Source organism: Clostridium sp. MF28, from assembly GCF_002969175.1.
Classification (GTDB): domain Bacteria; phylum Bacillota; class Clostridia; order Clostridiales; family Clostridiaceae; genus Clostridium; species Clostridium beijerinckii.
In genome coordinates, this window is sequence record NZ_CP014331.1 from 1,055,234 (window position 1) to 1,075,802 (window position 20,569).

The window sequence follows — 20,569 nt, forward strand, 5'->3', positions numbered from 1 at the left end:
TACCTCCCTTAAATTAATATAAATTTTGCTTGGCAGTAATATATTAACCATTATGATGAATTATAACCTATAAAAATATTAACAAAAGTAGCATCATAAATTATAATTAGAAAAAACTTTCAATATCTTGTACTAAAATTCATAAAAAAAGTAGCAATCTATGATTACTACTTTTTTATGTATTATAAATTATACAGCCTTGTCTGAATTTTCTTGATTGCTTTCATTTTGAAGTGCACTATGCTTTCTTCCGTAAACAAAATACACTATTAAACCTATAGCAAGCCATACTAAAAATCCAATCCAAGTTATTAATTTTAATCCGCATAATAAAATTATACAGCATATTATTGATATTAATGGAGTAAATGGTACTCCTGGAGTTTTAAACATTCTTTTGAAATCTGGCATAGTTTTTCTAAGTACTATAACGGCAACAGATACAGAAATGAAACTTAATAATGTTCCTGTACTTAAAAATTCTACTATAATATCTAATGGTAAGAATCCTGCTATTACTGCTGCTATACTTCCAGTTATTATAGTTGAAATGTGTGGAGTTTTATGTGTTGGATGCACTTTTGAAAATAATTTTGGTAAAAGTCCATCTCTTGACATAACCATGAATACTCTAACTTGGCCATAAAGTACAACCATCATAGTAGAAACCATTCCAAGTATAGCCCCAGTTCCAACTAACGCTGCTCCCCAATTTATACCAACTCTAGCTAAAGCTCCTGGTACTGCATTTTCTGAAATTATTTCATTATAAGGTACCATTCCAGTAAGCACAACTGCAACTGAAACATAAAGCAAAGTAACTGCTATTAAACAAATTATAAGTCCAAGTGGAATGTCTTTTTTAGGATTTTCAGCTTCTTCTGCCGCTGTAGATATTGCATCAAATCCTATAAACGAGAAGAATATAGTAGCTGTTGCTGCAAAAATCCCCTTAAATCCAAATGGTACAAAAGGTTGATAGTTAGATGGATTTATATGTGATACTCCAAGAACTATAAATACAATAATTATAGTTATCTTTATTCCTACAATTAAATTGTTAACTCTAGCGCTTTCCTTCATACCGTAATATAATATGTAAGTTATTATTGCAATTATTAATACAGCTGGTAAATCCACTATTCCACCTTTACTTGGTGACGTTATCAAAGCTTGTGGAAGTGTTACACCCACTGATTTTAATATTCCAATAAAGGTTCCTGACCAACCTGATGCAACCGCACTACATGCAACTAAATATTCTGCAGTAAGGCACCATCCAATTATCATAGCTACTATTTCACCAAATACTATGTATGAATAAGAATATGTACTTCCCGCAACTGGAAACATAGTTGAAAGTTCACAATAACACAATGCACAAAGGCCAGCTACTATACCTGCTAAAATAAATGAAATAATTACAGCTGGTCCAGCTAAATGTGCTCCTGTCCCTGTGGCAACAAAAATACCTACCCCTACTACTGCTCCAATACCAAAGGCAGCTATGTCTTTTGCTTTAAGATTTTTCTTTAAAGCTGACTTTTGCGCGCCTTCTAGCATTTTATCTAACGATTTTTTCTTAAAAATATTCATATAGGTCCTCCTATTTACTTAATCCATTCGTCAAAAATCTCTTAATAACTATATACCTCTATATAACATATTAAATATTTATCTAGAAATTTTAAAAGTACAACAAATCAATTAATATATTATCATATTTTTATAATATTAGGCAAGACATTAACACATTAATAATTTATATATTTTTTAATTTTTCTCTTAAAAAACCAATACTTTTTAACATAATATTATGCAAAGTCCTAATATAAGGAAGAAAATCATAGGTTAACGACGAAAACCCAACAAAAAATTACTGCATTATTTTTAATCTATGTTTCTAAATAAATTTAAACCTATAATATCCATCATTATTTTAAACAAATATAAGAATAATATTAGTAATAAATGAAGAAATTTATTAAAAAATGCCGAACTTATATCTCTTATCATTACTTTAAAACGATAAGAGGCATAAGCTCGGCACTTTATAATAAGATTATTGTAAAATTTTATTGAGCTATAAGATAAGCCATCAATTCTTCTCTTGTAAATCTTTTAGGTTCTTTAAATTGATTTAAAGTTAACGCTCTATAATAAACTTCGGCTACTTTTTCAACATATCTTCCTTTAGATAATACATCTTCTATATCTTTACTAACAACAATTACTCCGTTACTTTCTAATAAACAAGCATCACTTGTGCTCAATCTTTCTACTAAGTCTTTTGCTGGATCATTAGTTTTTGCTTTTTCATAATTAGCTAAATATATATAACCTCCGTAGTTTGCCGCATCATAAGTTACTGGAGGAATTACTTTATTAGCTACCGCAAAAGTAGTCGCATAAACTGGGTGAATATGCATAAAAGCTTTTATATCTTTTCGAGCCTTATATATATCAAGATGCATTTGCATATCACTATTTGGCTCAATTCCATCCATTGTTTCAACTTTATTTCCATTTAAATCTACAACACAAACATGTTCTTTACATAAATCCTCTATTTTAATTTTTGATGGTGTTATAATTACATAACCAGAACTTTCGTCTTTAATACTAAAACTTCCTATTTTTTCTATGCATAAGTTATATTTTTCTGCGTCTTTAGCAATTTTTATAAGTTTGATTTTTAAGTTTTCTAACATACTTACACTCTCCTTCACCATAACACTCACTTAATTTAATCCCATTACTTTATCTTCAAATATTCTAGCATCCATTAATTTAAGATCTTTATCTACTATTGGTGCAAAATCCATTGCAGCTAATATATCTTTTTCAAGATTTACTCCAGGTGCAATTTCAGTTAAATGTAATCCATCTTCTTTTAACTCAAATACAGCTCTTTCTGTTATATACATAACAGGTTGCTTTAACTTCGTTGCACGATTTCCACTAAAAGTAATCTGCTGAACAGAGTCTACAAATTTTTTATTTGATCCATCATTTATAATTTTTAATTTCCCATCTTCTATTTTTATGTCTAATCCTTTAGCTGTAAAAGTTCCACAGAAGACTACTTTCTTCGAGCTTTGAGTAATGTTAATAAATCCACCACAGCCTGGCACCTTTGGTCCAAATTTACTTACATTTATATTTCCCTGCTTGTCTACTTCTGCAAGACCTAAGAATGCTATATCCAATCCGCCTCCATCGTAGAAATCAAATTGTGTTGGTTGATCATACATACATTCTGGGTTTATTGATGCTCCAAATTTATTACCGCCTTGAGGAATTCCCCCTATAGCTCCTGGTTCTACAGTTAACGTAAAGTAATCACATATTCCTTCTTCATTAGCAACATTTGAAATTGCTTCTGGCATTCCAATCCCGATATTCACAACTTGTCCTTTTACTAATTCCATTGCAGCTCTTCTTCCGATAATTTTTCTTTCATCTAATTTTAAAGGTGCTAATCCATCGACCACCATATTTGCCTCTCCAGTTAATGAAGGGTCATAATTGTATCCTAATATTTGAGCTTGATCTTCTTTATCTTCTGCTTCAACTATATAGTCAACATATATTCTAGGTATCTTCACAGCTCTTGGATCCAATGTTCCAAATTTAACAATCTTCTCAACCTGAACTACTACAGTTCCTCCGCAATTTTTAACTGCTTGAGCTATACATGCAGCCTCAGAATAAGTAGCTTCATGGTCCATTGTAATATTTCCTTTTTCATCTGCATATGTTCCTCTAATAAAAGCAATATCTATCTTTGGACATTTATATATTAAATTTTCTTCACCTAATATATCTATTACTTGTACTATATCATCCTTAGTTATTGAATTTGCTTTTCCTCCCTCTACTCTAGGATCTACAAAAGTGTTTAATCCAACTTTAGTTATAGTGCCAGTCCTATTACTTGCTTTATCTCTAAACATATGACACATAACTCCTTGCGGTAAATTATATGCATATGTTTTATTATCTCTAATTAATGCGCCTATCTTAGGTGCTAAGCCAAAATGTCCTCCTATAACTCTACCTGTTAGCCCTTCATGTGCTAAGTGATTTAATCCTTTACTTCCTCTATCACCTGATGCTGCTGCAAACATTAATGTTAGATTTTTGGGGCTATTTTCTTCTAAAAATCTTTCTTCCAATCTTTTGATTAATGATTCTGGAACTCCTAGTAATGCGAAACCTGATGTTGCTAAAACATTATTGTCTTTTACCAAATCTGCTGCTTCTTTAGAATTAATTATTTTTACCATAAATATCATCTCCTGAAAAATATAATAGCCTTTGTTATTTTTTTATCAATTCCTCTTACCTTTATTTTAATAGCTTGTCTATTTTTTGTCAATCTAATTTTCTGACAATTCAGAATTATTTTTTAATCCATTATTATTCAAAAATCTATTTTTTATTGTTAATGTATTGATATCGCTAACATTTCTATATTTCTCCCACATTTTTCAAAAAAATTTAAAATATAAAATTAAATCAAAATATTTATTATCTGATTATACTTACATTTTATGAAAGCAATCACATATTGGTTAATATATATTGATATTTTTTTAACTATTTTTCAATTTATTATTGATTACCAAATAACAACATTATATTTCACATATCGCTTTAACATATATGTTGCAATTCAAAATGCATAATTACGTCTAAAATTCTTGCAATATATGTTCTCCAATAAAACCATTTAACATTTAAATTTTCCCTCTTTAATACAGCAATAACTCCTCTGATTGTCTTAAAATCAAAGGAGTTACTACTATATTATAAAATATAAAACTTATATTGTTTTCTCTTTTGTTATATTCTGACTTATAATCAGCAATATATGTTATATATTAAGTTGCTCTATTATTCATATTTTCTCTATATGGCTCTAAATGAACAATTACATCGGCATTATTATTAAATTCCTTTCTTAACGCATCTTGAATTTCATGAGTTAATTTATGCGACTCTTCAAGACTCATTCTTGAATCTGCTAAAACATGCATATCTATATGCATATCTTCAATAGTTCCACGACTTCTTATTTTATGAACACCTTTTACACTTTTCTGGGACATTGTAATTTCTTTTATTGTCCCAGCTTCTACTGCAATACTATCAACTAAAATATCGCTAGCAGCTCTGAATATTTCATAGGCAGAATGAAATATAAAGATAGCAACTACAACAGAAGCAAAACTATCTATAAGTGGCGATATTCCCAATTTTATTGCGCTAACAGCTATAATTACACCGATGGTTACAAATACATCACTTTTTGTATGCATTGAATCAGAAATTAGAATTGTACTCTTTAACTCTAGTCCCCTCTTATATTCATACTTTGTAATAAATATATTAATGCATAGTGTAACAAGCATTACAATTAGACTGATCGTTGTAATTTCTGGTCTAACTGGATGCATAAATTTATTAATCCCATCGATTATAATCTTTCCACCTATAAAAACTAACATTCCAACAATAAATAATCCTGTAAGTGTTTCATATTTCTTATGTCCATAAGGATGCTCTTCGTCAATAGGCTTGGCTGCTATTCCTACCCCAATAAGTCCAATAATATTAGATGATCCATCTGTTATTGAATGAAATCCATCTGCCACTATACTCGAACTATTTGCAAAAGTACCAATTACTATTTTTATAAAAGCTATTATTATATTTGCAAACATAATAATCCAAAGCACTCTTTTTATTTCTTTAAAATTGTTTTTCTCCAAAATTACACCTACTTTTAATTAATAAAATTTAAGTAACTATAATAAATTGGTTGATGAATTCAACTATAGATGACTAATATATTATTATTTTTTCTTTATGTTACTTCTAAAAAAGTTTATTCTACATCCTGCTTCATCAATTATTTTAATAATAGTTTGCTCATTAATTATCAATTGGTAATATATTTTATACTTCTATAGTATGTTATTGTTGTATATATGTTAATATATATAACAATATATCAAGTACTTATTATTATCAGTTGAAAATAAATTCTAATTGATATCTCATATAGTCCACGATCTATTAGCTCAAATATTATATAAAAAGAAATACAGACAACAAAAAGGACTCAGAAGCCCATCTTCCGAATCCTCCATTTTAAATTAATATATTGCAAAAATAATCCTTCATCATAATTCTAAAAAATATTACAAGAACTTTAACGCAATTGTGAAATGTGCATTGTGAATTTTAACATATATAACCATTATCGAAAATCCTTATTTCCAATATATCTAATTATTCACATTCATGCCAGCTTGTACAAAAATATAAGATTACTTTAAAAAGCTATTGCAAATAGTATATTGGTATTAATTGAAAAAAGCATTTTGTTAAGCATTCTATAGAATTATATTTATATAATTAGCTATCTCTTTTATACTTTGTGTGGTAATTCACTTCTAATTTTTTCTAGGTGCTCTGGATAATCCTGAATTACAATATCAGCTTTTATTCCAATCTTCTCTAATGCCCCCAATGAAGATTGTACTTTATCCCAGAATTCTTCTACTGCTCTATTGACATGATTTTTCACCACTGCAGTCTCAAACTCATTATTTTCCTTTTCAACTTTTCTCAACTGATTCATTAAAGTTATTTCATCAGAATCTACATTTTTTAATTCTACACATAATGTATTTTTTAATCCAAGTATACAAAGATCATCACTTAATCCATCTTCGCCTTTATTAGAAACATATGAAATTTCTTTAATAATTTTTCTTCCCGTATATCCGATTGAGTCTTCATATTCTTCAAATACAAGAATGTCTCTAACACTAAACTCCCTATTGTATTCTACTAATTCAAAAGTTTTACTTCCATCTCTTATCACTTTATAGTTATTAGGCGTTATTTTTAGCTCATGTATCATTTAAATCATCTTCTTTCTATAGTGTATTATATTTTAAAATTTTAGACTTAAATAAATTGAGTATTTGCTCTATATAACTATTGTGTCAAAAAATACTTCTACTATTCTTAATAAAAGCTTTTAAATTATGTAATCTCCAATTAATATATAAATAATCCACTGAAAGTAGAAACATTGTTATTTCGCAGGACTATGAAAATTTCGCTGAAAGTACTAAATTGTAGGTTGTTCCATTTTAGCTTGTCAAACTGAAAGTTGGAGCATGCTAAAGTGGATACAACCTACTGCTTAGAACCTTCAGAGATATTTTCATAGCTTTTCGGAATCAAAATATTTATGATTTCGGTAAGTTATCACATAAGTCTAGTTTTTATAGATATGTTCTAATTCATTACTTAATTTTTTCTATAAATTCATCTATTAATTTTCTTGCCAAAGTAAACTTTTTAGGTATATTAGGGAAGCTTTCTTGTGAGAACCATTGCGCATCAACTATCTCTTTTCCATCAACATTTATTTCTCCTGATTCATATTCTGCAAAAAATCCAACCATTAATGAGTTAGGAAATGACCAAGAAGAACTTTTATAATATTTAATATTCTTAACCTTTATTCCAACTTCTTCAAAAACTTCTCTTTTGACTGTACTCTCTAAATCTTCTCCAGCCTCTACAAATCCTGCAATCAAACTATACATATCATTTTTAAATCCTCCATTATGGGCAAGAAGAATTTCATCTCCTTTTATTACAGCAACTATTATAGCAGGACATATTACAGGATACATTACGTTATTGCAGCTCGGACAAACTTTAGCCATTTCATCAATTTTTTCTTCTGTTCTAGATCCACATTTCCCGCAAAATTTATGTGTTTTATCCCAATTTAATATTTGGTTAGCTCTTCCTGCTGCTAAAAATAATTCTTCTTCTAATATCGGTCCTATTTCATATAATGATATTAACTCAAAATTATTTTCCAATTTAATTCCTGAAGAAACTTCTATTGCAAAGCAAAACTTATCTTCAATTTTTCCAAGAAGGAACTCTTTTTCATATTTAGCACCTAATCTCATAATTTCGTCAAAAACAGGAATACTTAATACTTCCCCATTTCTCTTCACTAATAAACTGCCTTTAAATATCAAAAAACACAAATCCTCAGGCCTACTTTTTTTCGTTATATTAGATAATATATTAAAATTATTCTCCATCTTAAATTAATTCCTTTCAAAACACTTTACCATTTAAAACTGATACCTAATGTAAAGTAATAATAAATAATCTTTATTATAACATTTAATTTAAATTAAGGTAAGCATATACATTTAACCTAAATTAACTAAAAATAACTTATGTATCGAATAATTCAATAAAATTCGCCTTATTAAACATACAAAGAGGAGCATTTTGTATAACCCCTCTTAATAAATAAACTATTATTTTATATAATAACCCTTGGCCTTATATTAGTGTTTTTTACAGCAGTGATGTTTATGATGAGATTTACGACATTTGAAGCAGCATTTATTCTTTTTCATATACTCTATAAGTTGACGTTTTGCTCTTTCATAACCATCTCTACAGCCTTTTTTATACCCTTCGTACTTTCCTTTTTCAAAACCTTCTTTGAAAACTTTTTCCATCATCTTTGGGATATAATCTTCATCTTTATCAAAGTCACACTCTTCTCTTCCGCCTAAATCCCAATCTTCTCTTTCAGCAAATTCACATTCTTCTTTTTGATCATATTCACATTCTTCTTTTTGATCATATTCATAATCGTCTTTTTCTTCAAATTCGCATTCTTCTTTTCCAAAGAAATCAAACTCATCCTCTAGGTCATCAAAATCAAAGTCAAGCTCATTTTCAAAATAATAATCGTATTCTTCTTTATTATCTTTGTAATCCATTTTTTTCTCTCCTTTGTAATTTCCATAAAATTGTTTGATTTATAGAAGCTCTATTTATATAGCTTTTAATTTATCAATTATGCTATTAGAAATCTGATAATATTTTTTACCAGAACTTTGTTAAAATTAGCAATCACTTAGTACTATATTATGCTGCTTTATAATATTTGCTATTAATTACTAAAGAAATATTCCAATATATCTAAGCTTTAACCTGAATAATAAAACTATAAAAGTTATTTAAAAAACGTATATTTTTCTGTACTTTGTTAATAATATTATTGAAAACATAATAACCCGACCTAAATTTAAAATAGAGATAGTATTTTAGAATTCACTAATACTATCTCTATTTTGTATTTTAAATTTATTTATAATAACTATCTATATGTGCTACAGTTGGATTCCTACATTGATTATTTTAATTGAGTACTTAACTTACTATAATTTTGAATGTGAGTTTATCATTACAACATATGTATTTAATGTATAAAATTTTTATATAATAATTTTAAAATATATGTATATTTCCTTACTACCCTGTCAATAATTCTAAAGGAAAGCATTATTACTCAACCACACTTAAAATAGAGATAGTATTTTTTAATTAATAATACTATCTCTATTATATTCCTATAAATTAGCTTCTAATCCTACCTTTCCAGCAATTCCTTAAACACCTTATTGTGCTCTATGTCCTTGCTTAGAGATTGAATAACTCTTATAATCTGCTGTTCATTTATCTTTTCTTTGGAATTCATAGCAATTCCTATTATATAAGCTTTTATTATTTTATAGGTATTAATAAGAACTTTAATACTTTCTAAAAACTCTTCTCCTTTATTAAAAGGAATTAAGTCTTTAAAAATCTGATTTACTAAGTAATTCTCTAAAATGTATGAATACTCATCTATCTCATCAAAATATCTAGGATTTTCTTCTAGATACGTGCGTAAATCATTTTTATTAAAAATCCCATCTTTGTATTCATTAACACATTGCTTAAGCCTTATACCTCTTATATTTTCAAGTAAATCATCCTTAGCAATATCCATATAAAAATCATTATTTTCCTTGAAATTCATTCCTTTTAACGACTCATAATCTATGTATTCATTGTTAAAATCATCTAATAACTTCTCTATTCCATCAAAATCATTTAATTTATATGAACTCTGAATTTTCCAGTAAAAATTCTTAAGAATATTTAACCGTTCCTCTATCGAATATTCTCTCAATTGAATAATATTTATAGATATCACCCTTATGTCCCAGAAATATTGAAAAAGACTTTCAGTTCCTTCAAAAGCTTCACTATCTATAATTCTTCTTATCTCAATATCATTCTCATTTATTTCTTCTTCGTTCTCTATAAACTCCATCTTATCTTTATCCAAAAACGCTTTTGTACATATTTCAATACAAGAAGGTAATCCACTCTTTTCGTAAATATTATCGACAATATTAAATACTCTAGGATAACTTTTACAAGTTATACAAAGATTCTTTTCCCCAAATCCACCATGTATATCACAAAGCATATTACAATTTAAGAAAGGACATCTATTACCGTCTTTTAGTGCCATGAAACCATTATTAAAAAAATCGTGTTCAGCTTCATTAAAAAAAAACTTTCCTTCCAATAATTCTTTAAGTTCACCAGTGCTATTAGTGTAATTATTATAAGTATCCTCATCTATATTTATATCCCACCCTGCACAACAAGTATCAATGCAACTTGAGTTTATGCATTTAAATTTTTCCATATATTTAGGTAAAAAAACGTTTATTTTCATTTACTAGCTCCAATCTTCTTACGTCCTTAAGAGTAATTTATCATATTCCAATATAGACTTATTTATATATTTCACTTTATTTAGAGATATAATTCCAATAAGTTTATATAATAATATTATTACTATTTCAATTTCATTATATCATACTTAATCTCGCAAAAATGTACATGATAGATGAAATACTGCAATGAAATATATAAGGCGAAATTCAAATCACACTCTATTATACATAAAGTGTGATAATCAAACATCTATAATATATATATTTTAGAAGTTATTTAATGGTAAGCTTCTTTTATTGGTGTTTAAATCTAGCAATCTTTATCTTTCGGAACGTTTGTAGGATCTTCAACTAAAGTAGTAAAATAATAATCATGATAATGTCCATCTGCACAAGCTGTTTTACCCTTTACTAAATGAATATGCTTTCCGTCTGGAAGGTAAATAGCTGGACCTGTTGTATCACAAAGATTATGATAGTGATCACAAAAAGTATCTGTACGTCCTTCTATTTTATGAACGTGCGAATTCCCACATTCTATTGCAGGACCAGTCATACCGGCAATTCGATGATTATGTCTCACACATTCATCATCTTTTGCATAATCTGTACTTGATAAATATTCATGATTATGATTCTTTATTCTATAGCTAATATCTACATAGTTACAGTTATCCTCATTTTTATCATTTTGGTTATTTTTATAACCACAGCTGCATCTCCCGTTATTATTACAATTGTATCTCACCGTAAGCTCCTCCTCCGTTATTAAAACATATATAATATTTTATGTTTGCTCGCATATTTGTGTGATTACTTAGTAACATACCATATTTTTATTGCTTTCCTATAGTAAATCCACCATTTCAAGTGGATTTAATTTCTATAAAATTTTGTATAAGTTAGACATTCCGTTCCTTAACATTGAACCATTAAAATCGAAATTTCTATATAAAAAATCTTTTTAAACAATCGCAAATAGATCATAATATTTTAATTCTTAAAATTAAATTTTAAAAAAGGTGGCATTGTACATGACAATACCACCTTTATAGATGAAGAATCTTTTATCAAATCACTTTTATAATATCACAATACTTTAAACTAGTAACTATTTTTCATAACATAAATTTTGACAAAATATTCTAAAGTTCTTTCAAAGAATGCTATATAAATTAGGTCTAATAAAATAAAGATGCAGCCAAATAATGACTGCATCTAATGGTTAAACTTGAGAGAGAGTTATTTAGGATTTGAATATATTGTGTATTTATATAATAGCATATTATTTTTAAATAGTCCATATTAATTAATAACTTTTATCGATTAATATTTTAAAATTTTAAAAAATAGAGGTAAATCAAATCATACAATTTAATTTACCTCTAATAATAAATATTATTGAGCTTGTAAAAATTCCTCATAGCTCTCTATTCTATCCTCTCTATTATTCTTCTTTAGCCAGTTATTATAAGTTAAAATAGTCTCTTCTAACTTGTTAATTCTTATAACTTTTCCAATCTTTTTCTTTTTTTCAGCATATATATTGATTTTCATTAAGTTACCCATAATAACTCTCCTTTCTTAAATATTAAATATTATTTATTATTTTTATCTTCAAATATATATTACCAGATTATTATAAAATATTCAATACTATTTAAGAATAATTATTTGTTATTTTAAAATTATATTATATTTACTATCCATCTAGTGATATAATTAATAAATAAAATATTTTTAAAATTGTATTTATATATAATTACATAAATCTCATAAAAATTAAAATAAATTTATTCTATACCTTCAATCCTTAATAATTGAGGATTGTTATTAGAAACTCTAACATGTACCTTTGCTATCTTCATTCTCAAACTTTTTATTATTACCTTTACTTTACATATAAAATAATAGTCCTCGACACCATTAGTAATTACTGTTATAGGATCAAATTTGAATCCATTTATGCCATCTAACGCATCATTTAGCATTACTTTTTCTTCTATAGAAATTTCACTTCTGATTTCCATTTTTCTATTTTCTTTTAACATATAAACAAACACCTTCTCCTGTAATTATATTATTACCGGTTTTTGTCAGTTATTAATCAATTATATAAAGCTTTTCTTAATATAATATTACAAAAAAATAAAGATTCTGCTTTATTAAAAACAAAAGAGACAGATTAAACTTAAAATCTAATCTACCTCTTAGTAATTATCGAGCTCGTAAAAATTCTTCATAATTTTCGATTTTGTCCTCTCTATGTGTTACTTTTAGCCAATAGTTATATTTTAAAATATTTTCTTCTAAAACTCTTAATTTAATTTTACTCTTCTTATCCTTCTTAATCTCTGAATACATAATTATCTTAATTATATTCCCCATATTCACCACCTCCTTCTATATCTATAATACAATTTACATGTATAAATTTGGGTACTAAAATTTTAGGATATGAAGTATTTTCTATAATATATCCTATAATATTTCTTCGATAGTTATTTAATAAAAAAATAGTTAACCACAATCTCGTGGCTAACTAAAATATCTACTTTAATATACTACTTCTTCAATAAATATAGTAAGATTATTAACTAAATCAATATATTTTATATTATCATTTTCCTTAAATGCAACTATAGGCCTTGTTGGCATGTTTATATTTTGCTTAATAACCATGGCCTCTAACCCATTACTCAACTTTACAGTCAAACCATTAGGGTAACAATAAATCGATCCAACAAAATCCTTATATATATCATTACTGAATCTTTGCTGCCCCATTGCTGCTAATACTTCAATTGCATGGTGTGGCAAGATAGAATCATCAGAATCTAATATATTAATATATTCATTACAAATAGAAACAATCTTTGCAAACTCATATATCTTGTCCCCTTTTAATTTTTCAGGATAACCGCTTCCATCTTCATTTTCATGATGTGAGCGTATGCAAGTACATAATGTTGCCGAAAAATAATTATTACTTTTTACCAATTTATACCCTTCGATAGTATGATCTTCCCCATTAGAAACCATTTTACCAATATCATGTAATATAGCTCCAATTCCTAGCTTTAAAATCTTGTCCTGACTATATTTTTTCTTATAACCAATTATTATTGATAATAATGCTACATTCAACGAATGAGTACATAATTCAAGGTCTTTATCATTTTTAGCTAAGTTGTTATATAAATAGGCATTTTCTGAAATATTTATATTTTCAATTATTTCTTCAACTATTTTTATTACTGGTTGTTCAGGAACATATTTTTTTCTTTTGCATTCATCAAATACATTCTTTAACTCTTTAATTGCTTTTAATCTTAGCGGGGCATCATATATTTCTTGTAAATTAACATCATTTATACCATCATCTATATAGACTGTGCTTATACCTATTTTCTTTATTTGTTCAATATTTCTTTCATTAATTTTTGCACCTCTATTTAAATATATCATTCCTGATTGCGTATAAATAGGAACCGCAAGCTCTTTGTCCATTGCTTTTTCGTTTAGTATAACTAATCTCATATGATTCTTCTCCTCTCATAAACATTTCATTTGTTTTTATATTGCTATTATAAATTATAATAAAATATATTTTATTGGTCAATTTTTTAATTTTACCCATTATAATCTGAATATCTTATTTTATGCTACATTTGTTTAATATGTTAAGTTTTATCAAATTATTTATTGACGAAATTTTATCTAGATATTTTTTTGTTTTTAATCTAATTGTTGAAAATAGTCGTAATACAATTACGCTTTTTTGTTAATACTTTAGATAAGTGAGGTGTAGTTTATGATTATATTAAGTCTAATATTTTTAATTTTTATAGTAATAAGTATATTTTTGAGTTCTGCGAAAAATAAAAATATAGACGACTATATGCAAGACATGCAAAAACAGCTACAAGATGAGTTAAAAATAATAAAATAATAATAAAACTTAATATCGCTGTTTTAAATTGCAAAATAAAATGCAGCCATCATATGACTGCATTTTTTTATCTATTAATTATGAGGGGTAAAGGGGATTTGAATATCTTTTGTATATTCATATATTAGCACATCATCATAAGATAATCAATATTAATTGATATTTTTTATCAATTAATACTTCTCACAACGAAATCGAGAGCAATCACTAGTAGTGCAATCTGTAATTTAGCGCTTTCAGCGAAATTTTCATAGCCTATGAAATAATAATGTTTCTCCTTTTTGGTAGATTGTTTCATAAGACTAAGCTATTATAATGTTTATCTATGTGAAGATCTTTCTTTATGATTATTTCTAAGAAAATAAATATAAGCAGCAATTGGACCATTCCTAATTGCTGCTTTTGATAAATTATGAAAAAAGGTTTAACAATTTAATTATTAACATTTTTTTATTTTCCAAACCATTCCTATACAACAATTTTACTTGCTACAAGGCTTTTATACTATCTCTTCTATAGCTAATAATCTAGGCTTATTTCCATCTTGAACTTTAACATATATCCTCGCCATAGTCATTTGCAAATTTTCTATTATTGTTTTTACTTTACAAATAAAATAATACTCTTCTATTCCATTACTTACTACAGCTATTGGATTAAAGCTCCATCCCTTTATTCCACTTATTGCCTTTTGCAATATCTTCTTATCCCTTTTTGTAACTTTATTTCTAATTTCTAATTCTTTATCATCTCTAATTTCTAGATCCTCAATTTCTTTTTCCATGATATAAACACCCTTTCTAATAACTATATTAATACTTATTTTTGTCAGTCGTTTGTCAAAGTTATTAACCTTTTGTAAACATCATATTACCAAAAAATGAATTATGTAGAGTTAATAAAGAATATTTTTATATCGGCTCTTATATAATATTCTCAAAGAATGTAAATGTTCTTCTTGATATAGGAAAATATAACTCTTGTGTTTCTTCTGTAATCGTCTTAAATTCATATCCTTGTGATTTATAGTATTCTATTATTTCGGGTAATGCTTCACAAGTATTATTATTCATATCCGTACAATGTAAAAGCAATATTACTTTTGATAATTTCTCGCTTCCCTTTGTTGCCTTCCTATATAAATTATATGGAGAAAGCTTTGGATTTAATCCATCTGTATTATCCATATTCCAGTCATATACTTTAAAATTATTATCATGTAATTTTTTTAAACATCTATTATTTAAATGCTTACTACTTCCACCTGGAAACCTTATTATATTTGGCGAAATTCCAATAACATTATTTATCTGAATACGGCATGCAAGCATTTCTTGTATAAATTTATCTTCACTACAATAAATTTTATTAAATTTATGAGTATAAGTATGAAGCCCTATACTGTTTCCCTCATCATAAATTCTTTTTACAACCCCTTCTCTTCCCTCAATCTGGCTTCCTATGAGAAAAAAAGTTCCTTTAACATCCTTTTCCTTCAAAATGTCTAGAACACGATCTGTAACTTTATAGCTAGGACCATCATCAAAAGTCAGATAAATTACCTTCTTCATATCATGCGAAACTTTTTTATCCGGATCATGATTTTCACTAGTTGTTTCATTAGATGATATCGGAATAGCACTTACGTTTTTCATGCATATAAATATAACAAAAAGACCACTTAATAAAAATAAGAAAAATTTTATTCTATTCTTCAATTTCTCCCCCTCCTTTTATAATTCATTTTAGAATCATAATTCTAAACACTTCTTATAATTTACATATTTAAATTTTTTATTTGTGGTAATTTTGAACATCTACTTTAGTGATAAACAATAACAATTCAACTTATTTGATGAACAGATTTACAAAGTTACTAAACCCTTGAGTTCATATCTTCATTAGAAATAATAAATATATTTGTGGAGAAAACATTTGAAAATGAGCTATTAAAGGTTCTTAGCTGTAGGTTGTTCCAATTTAGCTTGTGAAGTGAGAGTCCCAAATTTTATTTTGGGTTCTCGAACTTCCTCAGCGAATGTAATGAGTCGAGCTTCCCTAAGAAAGTTGGAGCATGCTAAATTGGATACAACCTGCTGCTTAGAACCTTCAGCGATATTTTCATAGCTTTTCGGAATCAAAATATTTATGATTTCGGTAAGTTATCACATAAATCTAGTTTTAACGTTGGATATCTATAGGCATAAAAATAAACTAATAAATATACATTTAAAACATTGCATATTGTATTAGTTTATTATCTTATACTATTTATATATCTTAAACTTCAATAAAATTTATAATTCCTTTATGTACCACACATCACAGGCATAATGTTCAGTTTCAACTAAAGGTTTTTCTAATCTAAGAAATTCATTCTTTTCGTAAAATCTCTTAGCGGCCTCCATATTATCAAAAGTTTCTAAATAACATTTTTTATAATGTACTCTCGCAAATTCTAAAGAAAGACCTAGTAATTTCTTTGCGATACCTGAGCCTCTTGCTTCTTTTAAAGAATACATTTTTTGTAATTCACATACATCTTCAGTTCCTAACAATGGCCCTATCCCACATCCTGCTACTATCTTCCCATTTTCTTCAACTACCCAGTATTTAGATTTTTCACCGCTATACACTTGGTAAAAACATCCTAAGTTGGGATCAGACCAAGCACAGCCAGGTTTATTAGCCCCAAATTCTATCAAACAAGTTCTTATTAATGATTCTACTTGTTCATTATCTTTTTCCTGTATTTCTCTTATTATCATAAAGCTTCCCCCCACTACTAACTTGCTAGTTTAATTTTTATATAATAGGATACAATAAAATTACCTATTTATCAATATTAATTAAGAATGTTCCATTTAATATAACAATTAAAATAAAAATGCTCCTGAAACTTTCATGTTATCTATAATATTTTCCATATCAAAAGAAAAACTGTTCTTCATCCTCTCTATGTTACTCCTATCTATAAAATTCTAATGCATTAAGTATTTTATCTGCTGCTTTATTATATTTTTCTATTCTTTCATGATCCTTTTGAGAAGGATTTTTAATTCTTGATAGATTCATATTGTCTTTTAAATCGGCTAGCTTTATCTCGCACGCTAACCTATTAGTAATTATTCTTTCTATAAACTCATCGTATGTTTCATTATGCCGTCTTGTTAATGCATCCAGTGCAGATAGTATTTCTTCTGAAAAGCCTTCATTTTTTAAATAATCTATTGTAATATCAGTATCTTCTATTACATCATGAAGCATTGCACATATCATTTCTTCTTGGCTTCTCTTTGAAATCATTAATCTTAGAGGATGAAGAATATATGGTTTACCACCTTTATCCACCTGACCTTCATGAGCTTTTGCTGCTATACATATAGCTTTTTCCAACATATCTTCATCTCCTTTTACTAGTCAAATTATATTTTCAGTAAATTTAAAATATTCTTTGTGAACTTATAATCGAGTCAACTCTATGGATACTGTACCTTTTGGGGACATAACATTCGACTTCTTCGGTATAAACACCAAAGGCATCTTATGGACATTGTACCTTTTAAGGACATAACCTCCAAGAGCATCAGAAACAATATCTGAAATAGATTTCATTCTGCATTTACCGCAAAAAAACTGCTATAAAATTAATATCCAAAGCAGTTTTTTATACTGTAATAATCTATACAAAGTTGTATTCGCCTTTAAATTAGAATATCATTTCATAATATCTCTTTACACTTGCTTCTAATTCTAGTAAATCTAAATTTCTTCCTACTCTTATACTTTCCTTGCCTTCTATATAAAGTAGAAATATTGGTACAGAAAATACATTATATTTTGCTGCTAAATCTAAATGCTTTTCTGCATTTACTTCTCCACTCTTAATTTCAGGAAATCTTTTTAAAATATCTTCAATCTTAGTTTTAATGACTTCACACGCCCCGCAAGCTCCTCCTGTAAAATATATCGCGCTCATTCTTTTGTCTTTTATTAGATCTAATAGTTCCGTATCATTATTCAAATTGTCCAACTTAATTTACCTCACTATATTGCTCTTCTATCATCATATTTAATGTCACAACTTTATCCTCACCTAATATTTGATTTGCAGCATTATATAAATATTTATCTTCTGTCACTAATACAAGACTATCATCTGAATGACACGCATATAAAAGTAACAAATCATTCTGTGATAATTTATTTATACTATTTAAATATATATTACCACTTTTAGAATACTTTATATTTAATTTTGATGAAAATTCTTCGAGATTATTCTTATTTATTTCTATAATTGAAAATAGCAATTTACAGAATCTTTCTGATAGTACTTGTCGACCTTTGTATTCTTTCCTTTCCTTGACAACAAGCTCTTCACTCACTTCTTTTAAAATTATTATTTTCTCATCTTCTATGAGTTTATTAATAATCGAAGGATATTGTTTCCAGAGCCCTATTACAACATTAGTATCCAATAAATACTTGTTCATAATTATCCCTCCCGCAATTGCTATATTATTATCCTTAATCTATTTATATATTTATTATACTCCGTATTATTTTTTTATTAATTACTACAATCTTAGTTTTCTCATCTATCGTAAATTCATTCTTTTAATTATATAAGTTTTTCTCTCATACATATAAAGAGATTTAGACATAATTTTTATTGTTTTATTTTTATTGTATTCTCCTCACCTACTTACATGTGACTCTTGCAAAATAGTAATTTTCAAGTGGCAAACCTATTAGTGATATAGCCCCAAATAATAAATAAAATCGTGTATATTAACTACATGCACGGCTTTATTTGTTAAATTTCAATCAGTATATTTTATAGACTTAAGTCTTCTCCATTAGTTGAAATAACTTTTTTATAATACAATTGACGTAATTATCAAATAACTACATCTTAAAATCAACTATTATTTATTTCTCTGAATCTTATATGATTAATTTATTAAAAACTATTAATATAAAATTAACTCATATAATTTTTCACGTTATCCTTTGTTACTTTTTCAAATGTAACCCATATGTGTTTCCCATCCTGTGCTAAATTTTCCATATTAGATAACTCACCATTTGATCCTAGTTGAACAGCTGCCTGAACAGCATTTTTGCTTTGGTCTTTAGCAGACTGATAAACAGTAAATTGTAAACCTCCATCTACAATAGCCTTGCATCCATCTGATGTAGCATCAATTCCCACAATTGGAATTAATGAAGTATCGATTTTATTTTCTTTAAATGAATCCATCACTCCAAGTGCCATTTCATCATTATTAGCAATTACACAGTCAAATTTTCTACCTGTAGACAGGAATATATTAAACATCTCCTTAGCTTTTGCCCTGCTCCAATCTGCATTATCCTCAAAAACATAATCGGCATCTATTCCTTTTTCCTTGAAAGTTTCTTTTACTGCCTTCGTACGCCCTTTAGTGGCTGCATGGTTCTTCTCACCTTTTAATAAAACCACTTTAATATTATTTTTATTTTTAAAATAATCTGCAATATATTCAGCTTGATATTGCCCTGCAACCTTTTCATTTGAAGCCACATAAATGTACTTATCTTTTTCTAGTAACTCTTCACTTGGACTACTATTCATAAATACTATCGGAAGATTTCCTGCTGCTTTTTTAAGTTGTAGCCCTGTAGTTGAATCCACTGGAGTGCATAGTATAACATCATATCCACCAGAAACTCCCTCTTTCATATGAGACACTTGCGTTTCTACAGAACCTGCCGCATCTTTAATAACTAAATCAACTTTTTCACTATCAGCAAAGTCTTTTGCACTTTTTGCTAGCATGCTACGAAATTCATCTGATGCATCTGAAATTGATAATAGAATTTTTACGTTTTTCTTTGTCGAAGAACTACTCTTTGAGCTACATCCCGATACCATAACAAACATCATAATTATAGTTAATAATATAGATATTTTCTTTCTCATACT

General features: G+C 27.4%; 21 protein-coding genes. 1 reads left to right on the plus strand and 20 read right to left on the minus strand.

The window, feature by feature from the left end; translation table 11 throughout:
- Positions 1–189 precede the first annotated feature (189 nt).
- From AXY43_RS04520 to AXY43_RS04570, 13 genes are all read right to left on the minus strand, one after another.
- Positions 190–1,596: an amino acid permease gene (locus tag AXY43_RS04520; RefSeq protein WP_077869473.1), complete on the minus strand. Its 1,407-nt coding sequence runs from the start codon at positions 1,594–1,596 to the stop codon at positions 190–192.
- Between the two features lie 479 nt (positions 1,597–2,075).
- Positions 2,076–2,711 carry a class II aldolase/adducin family protein gene (locus AXY43_RS04525; protein ID WP_023976985.1) on the minus strand — a complete coding sequence of 212 codons (636 nt, stop codon included), beginning with the start codon at positions 2,709–2,711 and terminating at the stop codon, positions 2,076–2,078.
- Positions 2,712–2,741: 30 nt separating this feature from the next.
- On the minus strand, positions 2,742–4,289 hold the full coding sequence (locus AXY43_RS04530) for an acyl CoA:acetate/3-ketoacid CoA transferase (protein ID WP_012059458.1): 1,548 nt from the start codon (positions 4,287–4,289) through the stop codon (positions 2,742–2,744).
- Between the two features lie 597 nt (positions 4,290–4,886).
- Positions 4,887–5,777 (minus strand): cation diffusion facilitator family transporter, encoded by an 891-nt coding sequence (locus tag AXY43_RS04535; RefSeq protein ID WP_105411087.1) that lies wholly within the window; start codon positions 5,775–5,777, stop codon positions 4,887–4,889.
- 662 nt (positions 5,778–6,439) lie between these two features.
- Positions 6,440–6,937, minus strand: a complete 498-nt coding sequence (locus AXY43_RS04540) for a DUF3850 domain-containing protein (RefSeq protein WP_105411088.1) — start codon at positions 6,935–6,937, stop codon at positions 6,440–6,442.
- A gap of 391 nt (positions 6,938–7,328) precedes the next feature.
- Complete coding sequence (nudC, locus tag AXY43_RS04545; protein ID WP_105411089.1) at positions 7,329–8,150, minus strand: NAD(+) diphosphatase; 822 nt, start codon at positions 8,148–8,150, stop codon at positions 7,329–7,331.
- Between the two features lie 255 nt (positions 8,151–8,405).
- Positions 8,406–8,849, minus strand: a complete 444-nt coding sequence (locus AXY43_RS04550; protein ID WP_039769456.1) for a hypothetical protein — start codon at positions 8,847–8,849, stop codon at positions 8,406–8,408.
- A 653-nt stretch (positions 8,850–9,502) separates the two neighbouring features.
- Entirely contained in the window at positions 9,503–10,645 is a 1,143-nt protein-coding gene (fliB, locus tag AXY43_RS04555; RefSeq protein WP_039769457.1) for a flagellin lysine-N-methylase, read from the minus strand.
- A 311-nt stretch (positions 10,646–10,956) separates the two neighbouring features.
- On the minus strand, positions 10,957–11,394 hold the full coding sequence (locus tag AXY43_RS04560) for a YmaF family protein (RefSeq protein ID WP_077829138.1): 438 nt from the start codon (positions 11,392–11,394) through the stop codon (positions 10,957–10,959).
- Positions 11,395–12,044: 650 nt separating this feature from the next.
- Positions 12,045–12,215, minus strand: coding sequence for a hypothetical protein (locus AXY43_RS27600; RefSeq protein WP_181246120.1), 171 nt, complete (start codon positions 12,213–12,215; stop codon positions 12,045–12,047).
- A gap of 224 nt (positions 12,216–12,439) precedes the next feature.
- A complete protein-coding gene (locus AXY43_RS04565; protein WP_012059465.1) occupies positions 12,440–12,697 on the minus strand; it encodes a hypothetical protein in 258 nt (85 codons plus the stop codon).
- 166 nt (positions 12,698–12,863) lie between these two features.
- Positions 12,864–13,034 carry a hypothetical protein gene (locus AXY43_RS27605; RefSeq protein WP_167514421.1) on the minus strand — a complete coding sequence of 57 codons (171 nt, stop codon included), beginning with the start codon at positions 13,032–13,034 and terminating at the stop codon, positions 12,864–12,866.
- A 168-nt stretch (positions 13,035–13,202) separates the two neighbouring features.
- On the minus strand, positions 13,203–14,186 hold the full coding sequence (locus AXY43_RS04570) for an HD-GYP domain-containing protein (protein WP_105411090.1): 984 nt from the start codon (positions 14,184–14,186) through the stop codon (positions 13,203–13,205).
- Between the two features lie 274 nt (positions 14,187–14,460).
- Between AXY43_RS04570 and AXY43_RS27610 the strand changes: the two genes are divergently transcribed.
- Positions 14,461–14,598 carry a hypothetical protein gene (locus AXY43_RS27610; RefSeq protein WP_155715530.1) on the plus strand — a complete coding sequence of 46 codons (138 nt, stop codon included), beginning with the start codon at positions 14,461–14,463 and terminating at the stop codon, positions 14,596–14,598.
- 499 nt (positions 14,599–15,097) lie between these two features.
- Here AXY43_RS27610 and AXY43_RS04575 read toward each other — a convergent pair whose 3' ends face one another.
- The 7 genes from AXY43_RS04575 to AXY43_RS04605 form a co-directional block, all read right to left on the minus strand.
- A complete protein-coding gene (locus tag AXY43_RS04575) occupies positions 15,098–15,382 on the minus strand; it encodes a hypothetical protein (RefSeq protein ID WP_105411091.1) in 285 nt (94 codons plus the stop codon).
- Between the two features lie 139 nt (positions 15,383–15,521).
- Positions 15,522–16,316: a polysaccharide deacetylase family protein gene (locus AXY43_RS04580; protein WP_039769468.1), complete on the minus strand. Its 795-nt coding sequence runs from the start codon at positions 16,314–16,316 to the stop codon at positions 15,522–15,524.
- A gap of 579 nt (positions 16,317–16,895) precedes the next feature.
- Entirely contained in the window at positions 16,896–17,366 is a 471-nt protein-coding gene (locus tag AXY43_RS04585) for a GNAT family N-acetyltransferase (RefSeq protein WP_039769779.1), read from the minus strand.
- A 199-nt stretch (positions 17,367–17,565) separates the two neighbouring features.
- On the minus strand, positions 17,566–17,997 hold the full coding sequence (locus tag AXY43_RS04590; protein ID WP_105411092.1) for an HD domain-containing protein: 432 nt from the start codon (positions 17,995–17,997) through the stop codon (positions 17,566–17,568).
- A 310-nt stretch (positions 17,998–18,307) separates the two neighbouring features.
- Positions 18,308–18,631 (minus strand): thioredoxin family protein, encoded by a 324-nt coding sequence (locus AXY43_RS04595; RefSeq protein ID WP_077869421.1) that lies wholly within the window; start codon positions 18,629–18,631, stop codon positions 18,308–18,310.
- Position 18,632: 1 nt separating this feature from the next.
- On the minus strand, positions 18,633–19,094 hold the full coding sequence (locus tag AXY43_RS04600; RefSeq protein ID WP_105411093.1) for a PIN domain-containing protein: 462 nt from the start codon (positions 19,092–19,094) through the stop codon (positions 18,633–18,635).
- Positions 19,095–19,585: 491 nt separating this feature from the next.
- Entirely contained in the window at positions 19,586–20,566 is a 981-nt protein-coding gene (locus AXY43_RS04605; RefSeq protein ID WP_105411094.1) for a substrate-binding domain-containing protein, read from the minus strand.
- Positions 20,567–20,569 lie beyond the last annotated feature (3 nt).

Coding starts and splice junctions, on each gene's coding strand:
- AXY43_RS04550 (WP_039769456.1), bottom strand. CDS start 8,849: ATGGATTACAAAGATAATAAAGAAGAATACGATTATTATTTTGAAAAT.
- AXY43_RS27605 (WP_167514421.1), bottom strand. CDS start 13,034: ATGGGGAATATAATTAAGATAATTATGTATTCAGAGATTAAGAAGGAT.
- AXY43_RS04565 (WP_012059465.1), bottom strand. CDS start 12,697: ATGTTAAAAGAAAATAGAAAAATGGAAATCAGAAGTGAAATTTCTATA.
- AXY43_RS04525 (WP_023976985.1), bottom strand. CDS start 2,711: ATGTTAGAAAACTTAAAAATCAAACTTATAAAAATTGCTAAAGACGCA.
- AXY43_RS04520 (WP_077869473.1), bottom strand. CDS start 1,596: ATGAATATTTTTAAGAAAAAATCGTTAGATAAAATGCTAGAAGGCGCG.
- AXY43_RS27600 (WP_181246120.1), bottom strand. CDS start 12,215: ATGGGTAACTTAATGAAAATCAATATATATGCTGAAAAAAAGAAAAAG.
- AXY43_RS04605 (WP_105411094.1), bottom strand. CDS start 20,566: ATGAGAAAGAAAATATCTATATTATTAACTATAATTATGATGTTTGTT.
- AXY43_RS04600 (WP_105411093.1), bottom strand. CDS start 19,094: ATGAACAAGTATTTATTGGATACTAATGTTGTAATAGGGCTCTGGAAA.
- AXY43_RS04540 (WP_105411088.1), bottom strand. CDS start 6,937: ATGATACATGAGCTAAAAATAACGCCTAATAACTATAAAGTGATAAGA.
- AXY43_RS04585 (WP_039769779.1), bottom strand. CDS start 17,366: ATGATAATAAGAGAAATACAGGAAAAAGATAATGAACAAGTAGAATCA.
- AXY43_RS04590 (WP_105411092.1), bottom strand. CDS start 17,997: ATGTTGGAAAAAGCTATATGTATAGCAGCAAAAGCTCATGAAGGTCAG.
- AXY43_RS04530 (WP_012059458.1), bottom strand. CDS start 4,289: ATGGTAAAAATAATTAATTCTAAAGAAGCAGCAGATTTGGTAAAAGAC.
- AXY43_RS04575 (WP_105411091.1), bottom strand. CDS start 15,382: ATGGAAAAAGAAATTGAGGATCTAGAAATTAGAGATGATAAAGAATTA.
- fliB (WP_039769457.1), bottom strand. CDS start 10,645: ATGAAAATAAACGTTTTTTTACCTAAATATATGGAAAAATTTAAATGC.
- AXY43_RS27610 (WP_155715530.1), top strand. CDS start 14,461: ATGATTATATTAAGTCTAATATTTTTAATTTTTATAGTAATAAGTATA.
- nudC (WP_105411089.1), bottom strand. CDS start 8,150: ATGGAGAATAATTTTAATATATTATCTAATATAACGAAAAAAAGTAGG.
- AXY43_RS04570 (WP_105411090.1), bottom strand. CDS start 14,186: ATGAGATTAGTTATACTAAACGAAAAAGCAATGGACAAAGAGCTTGCG.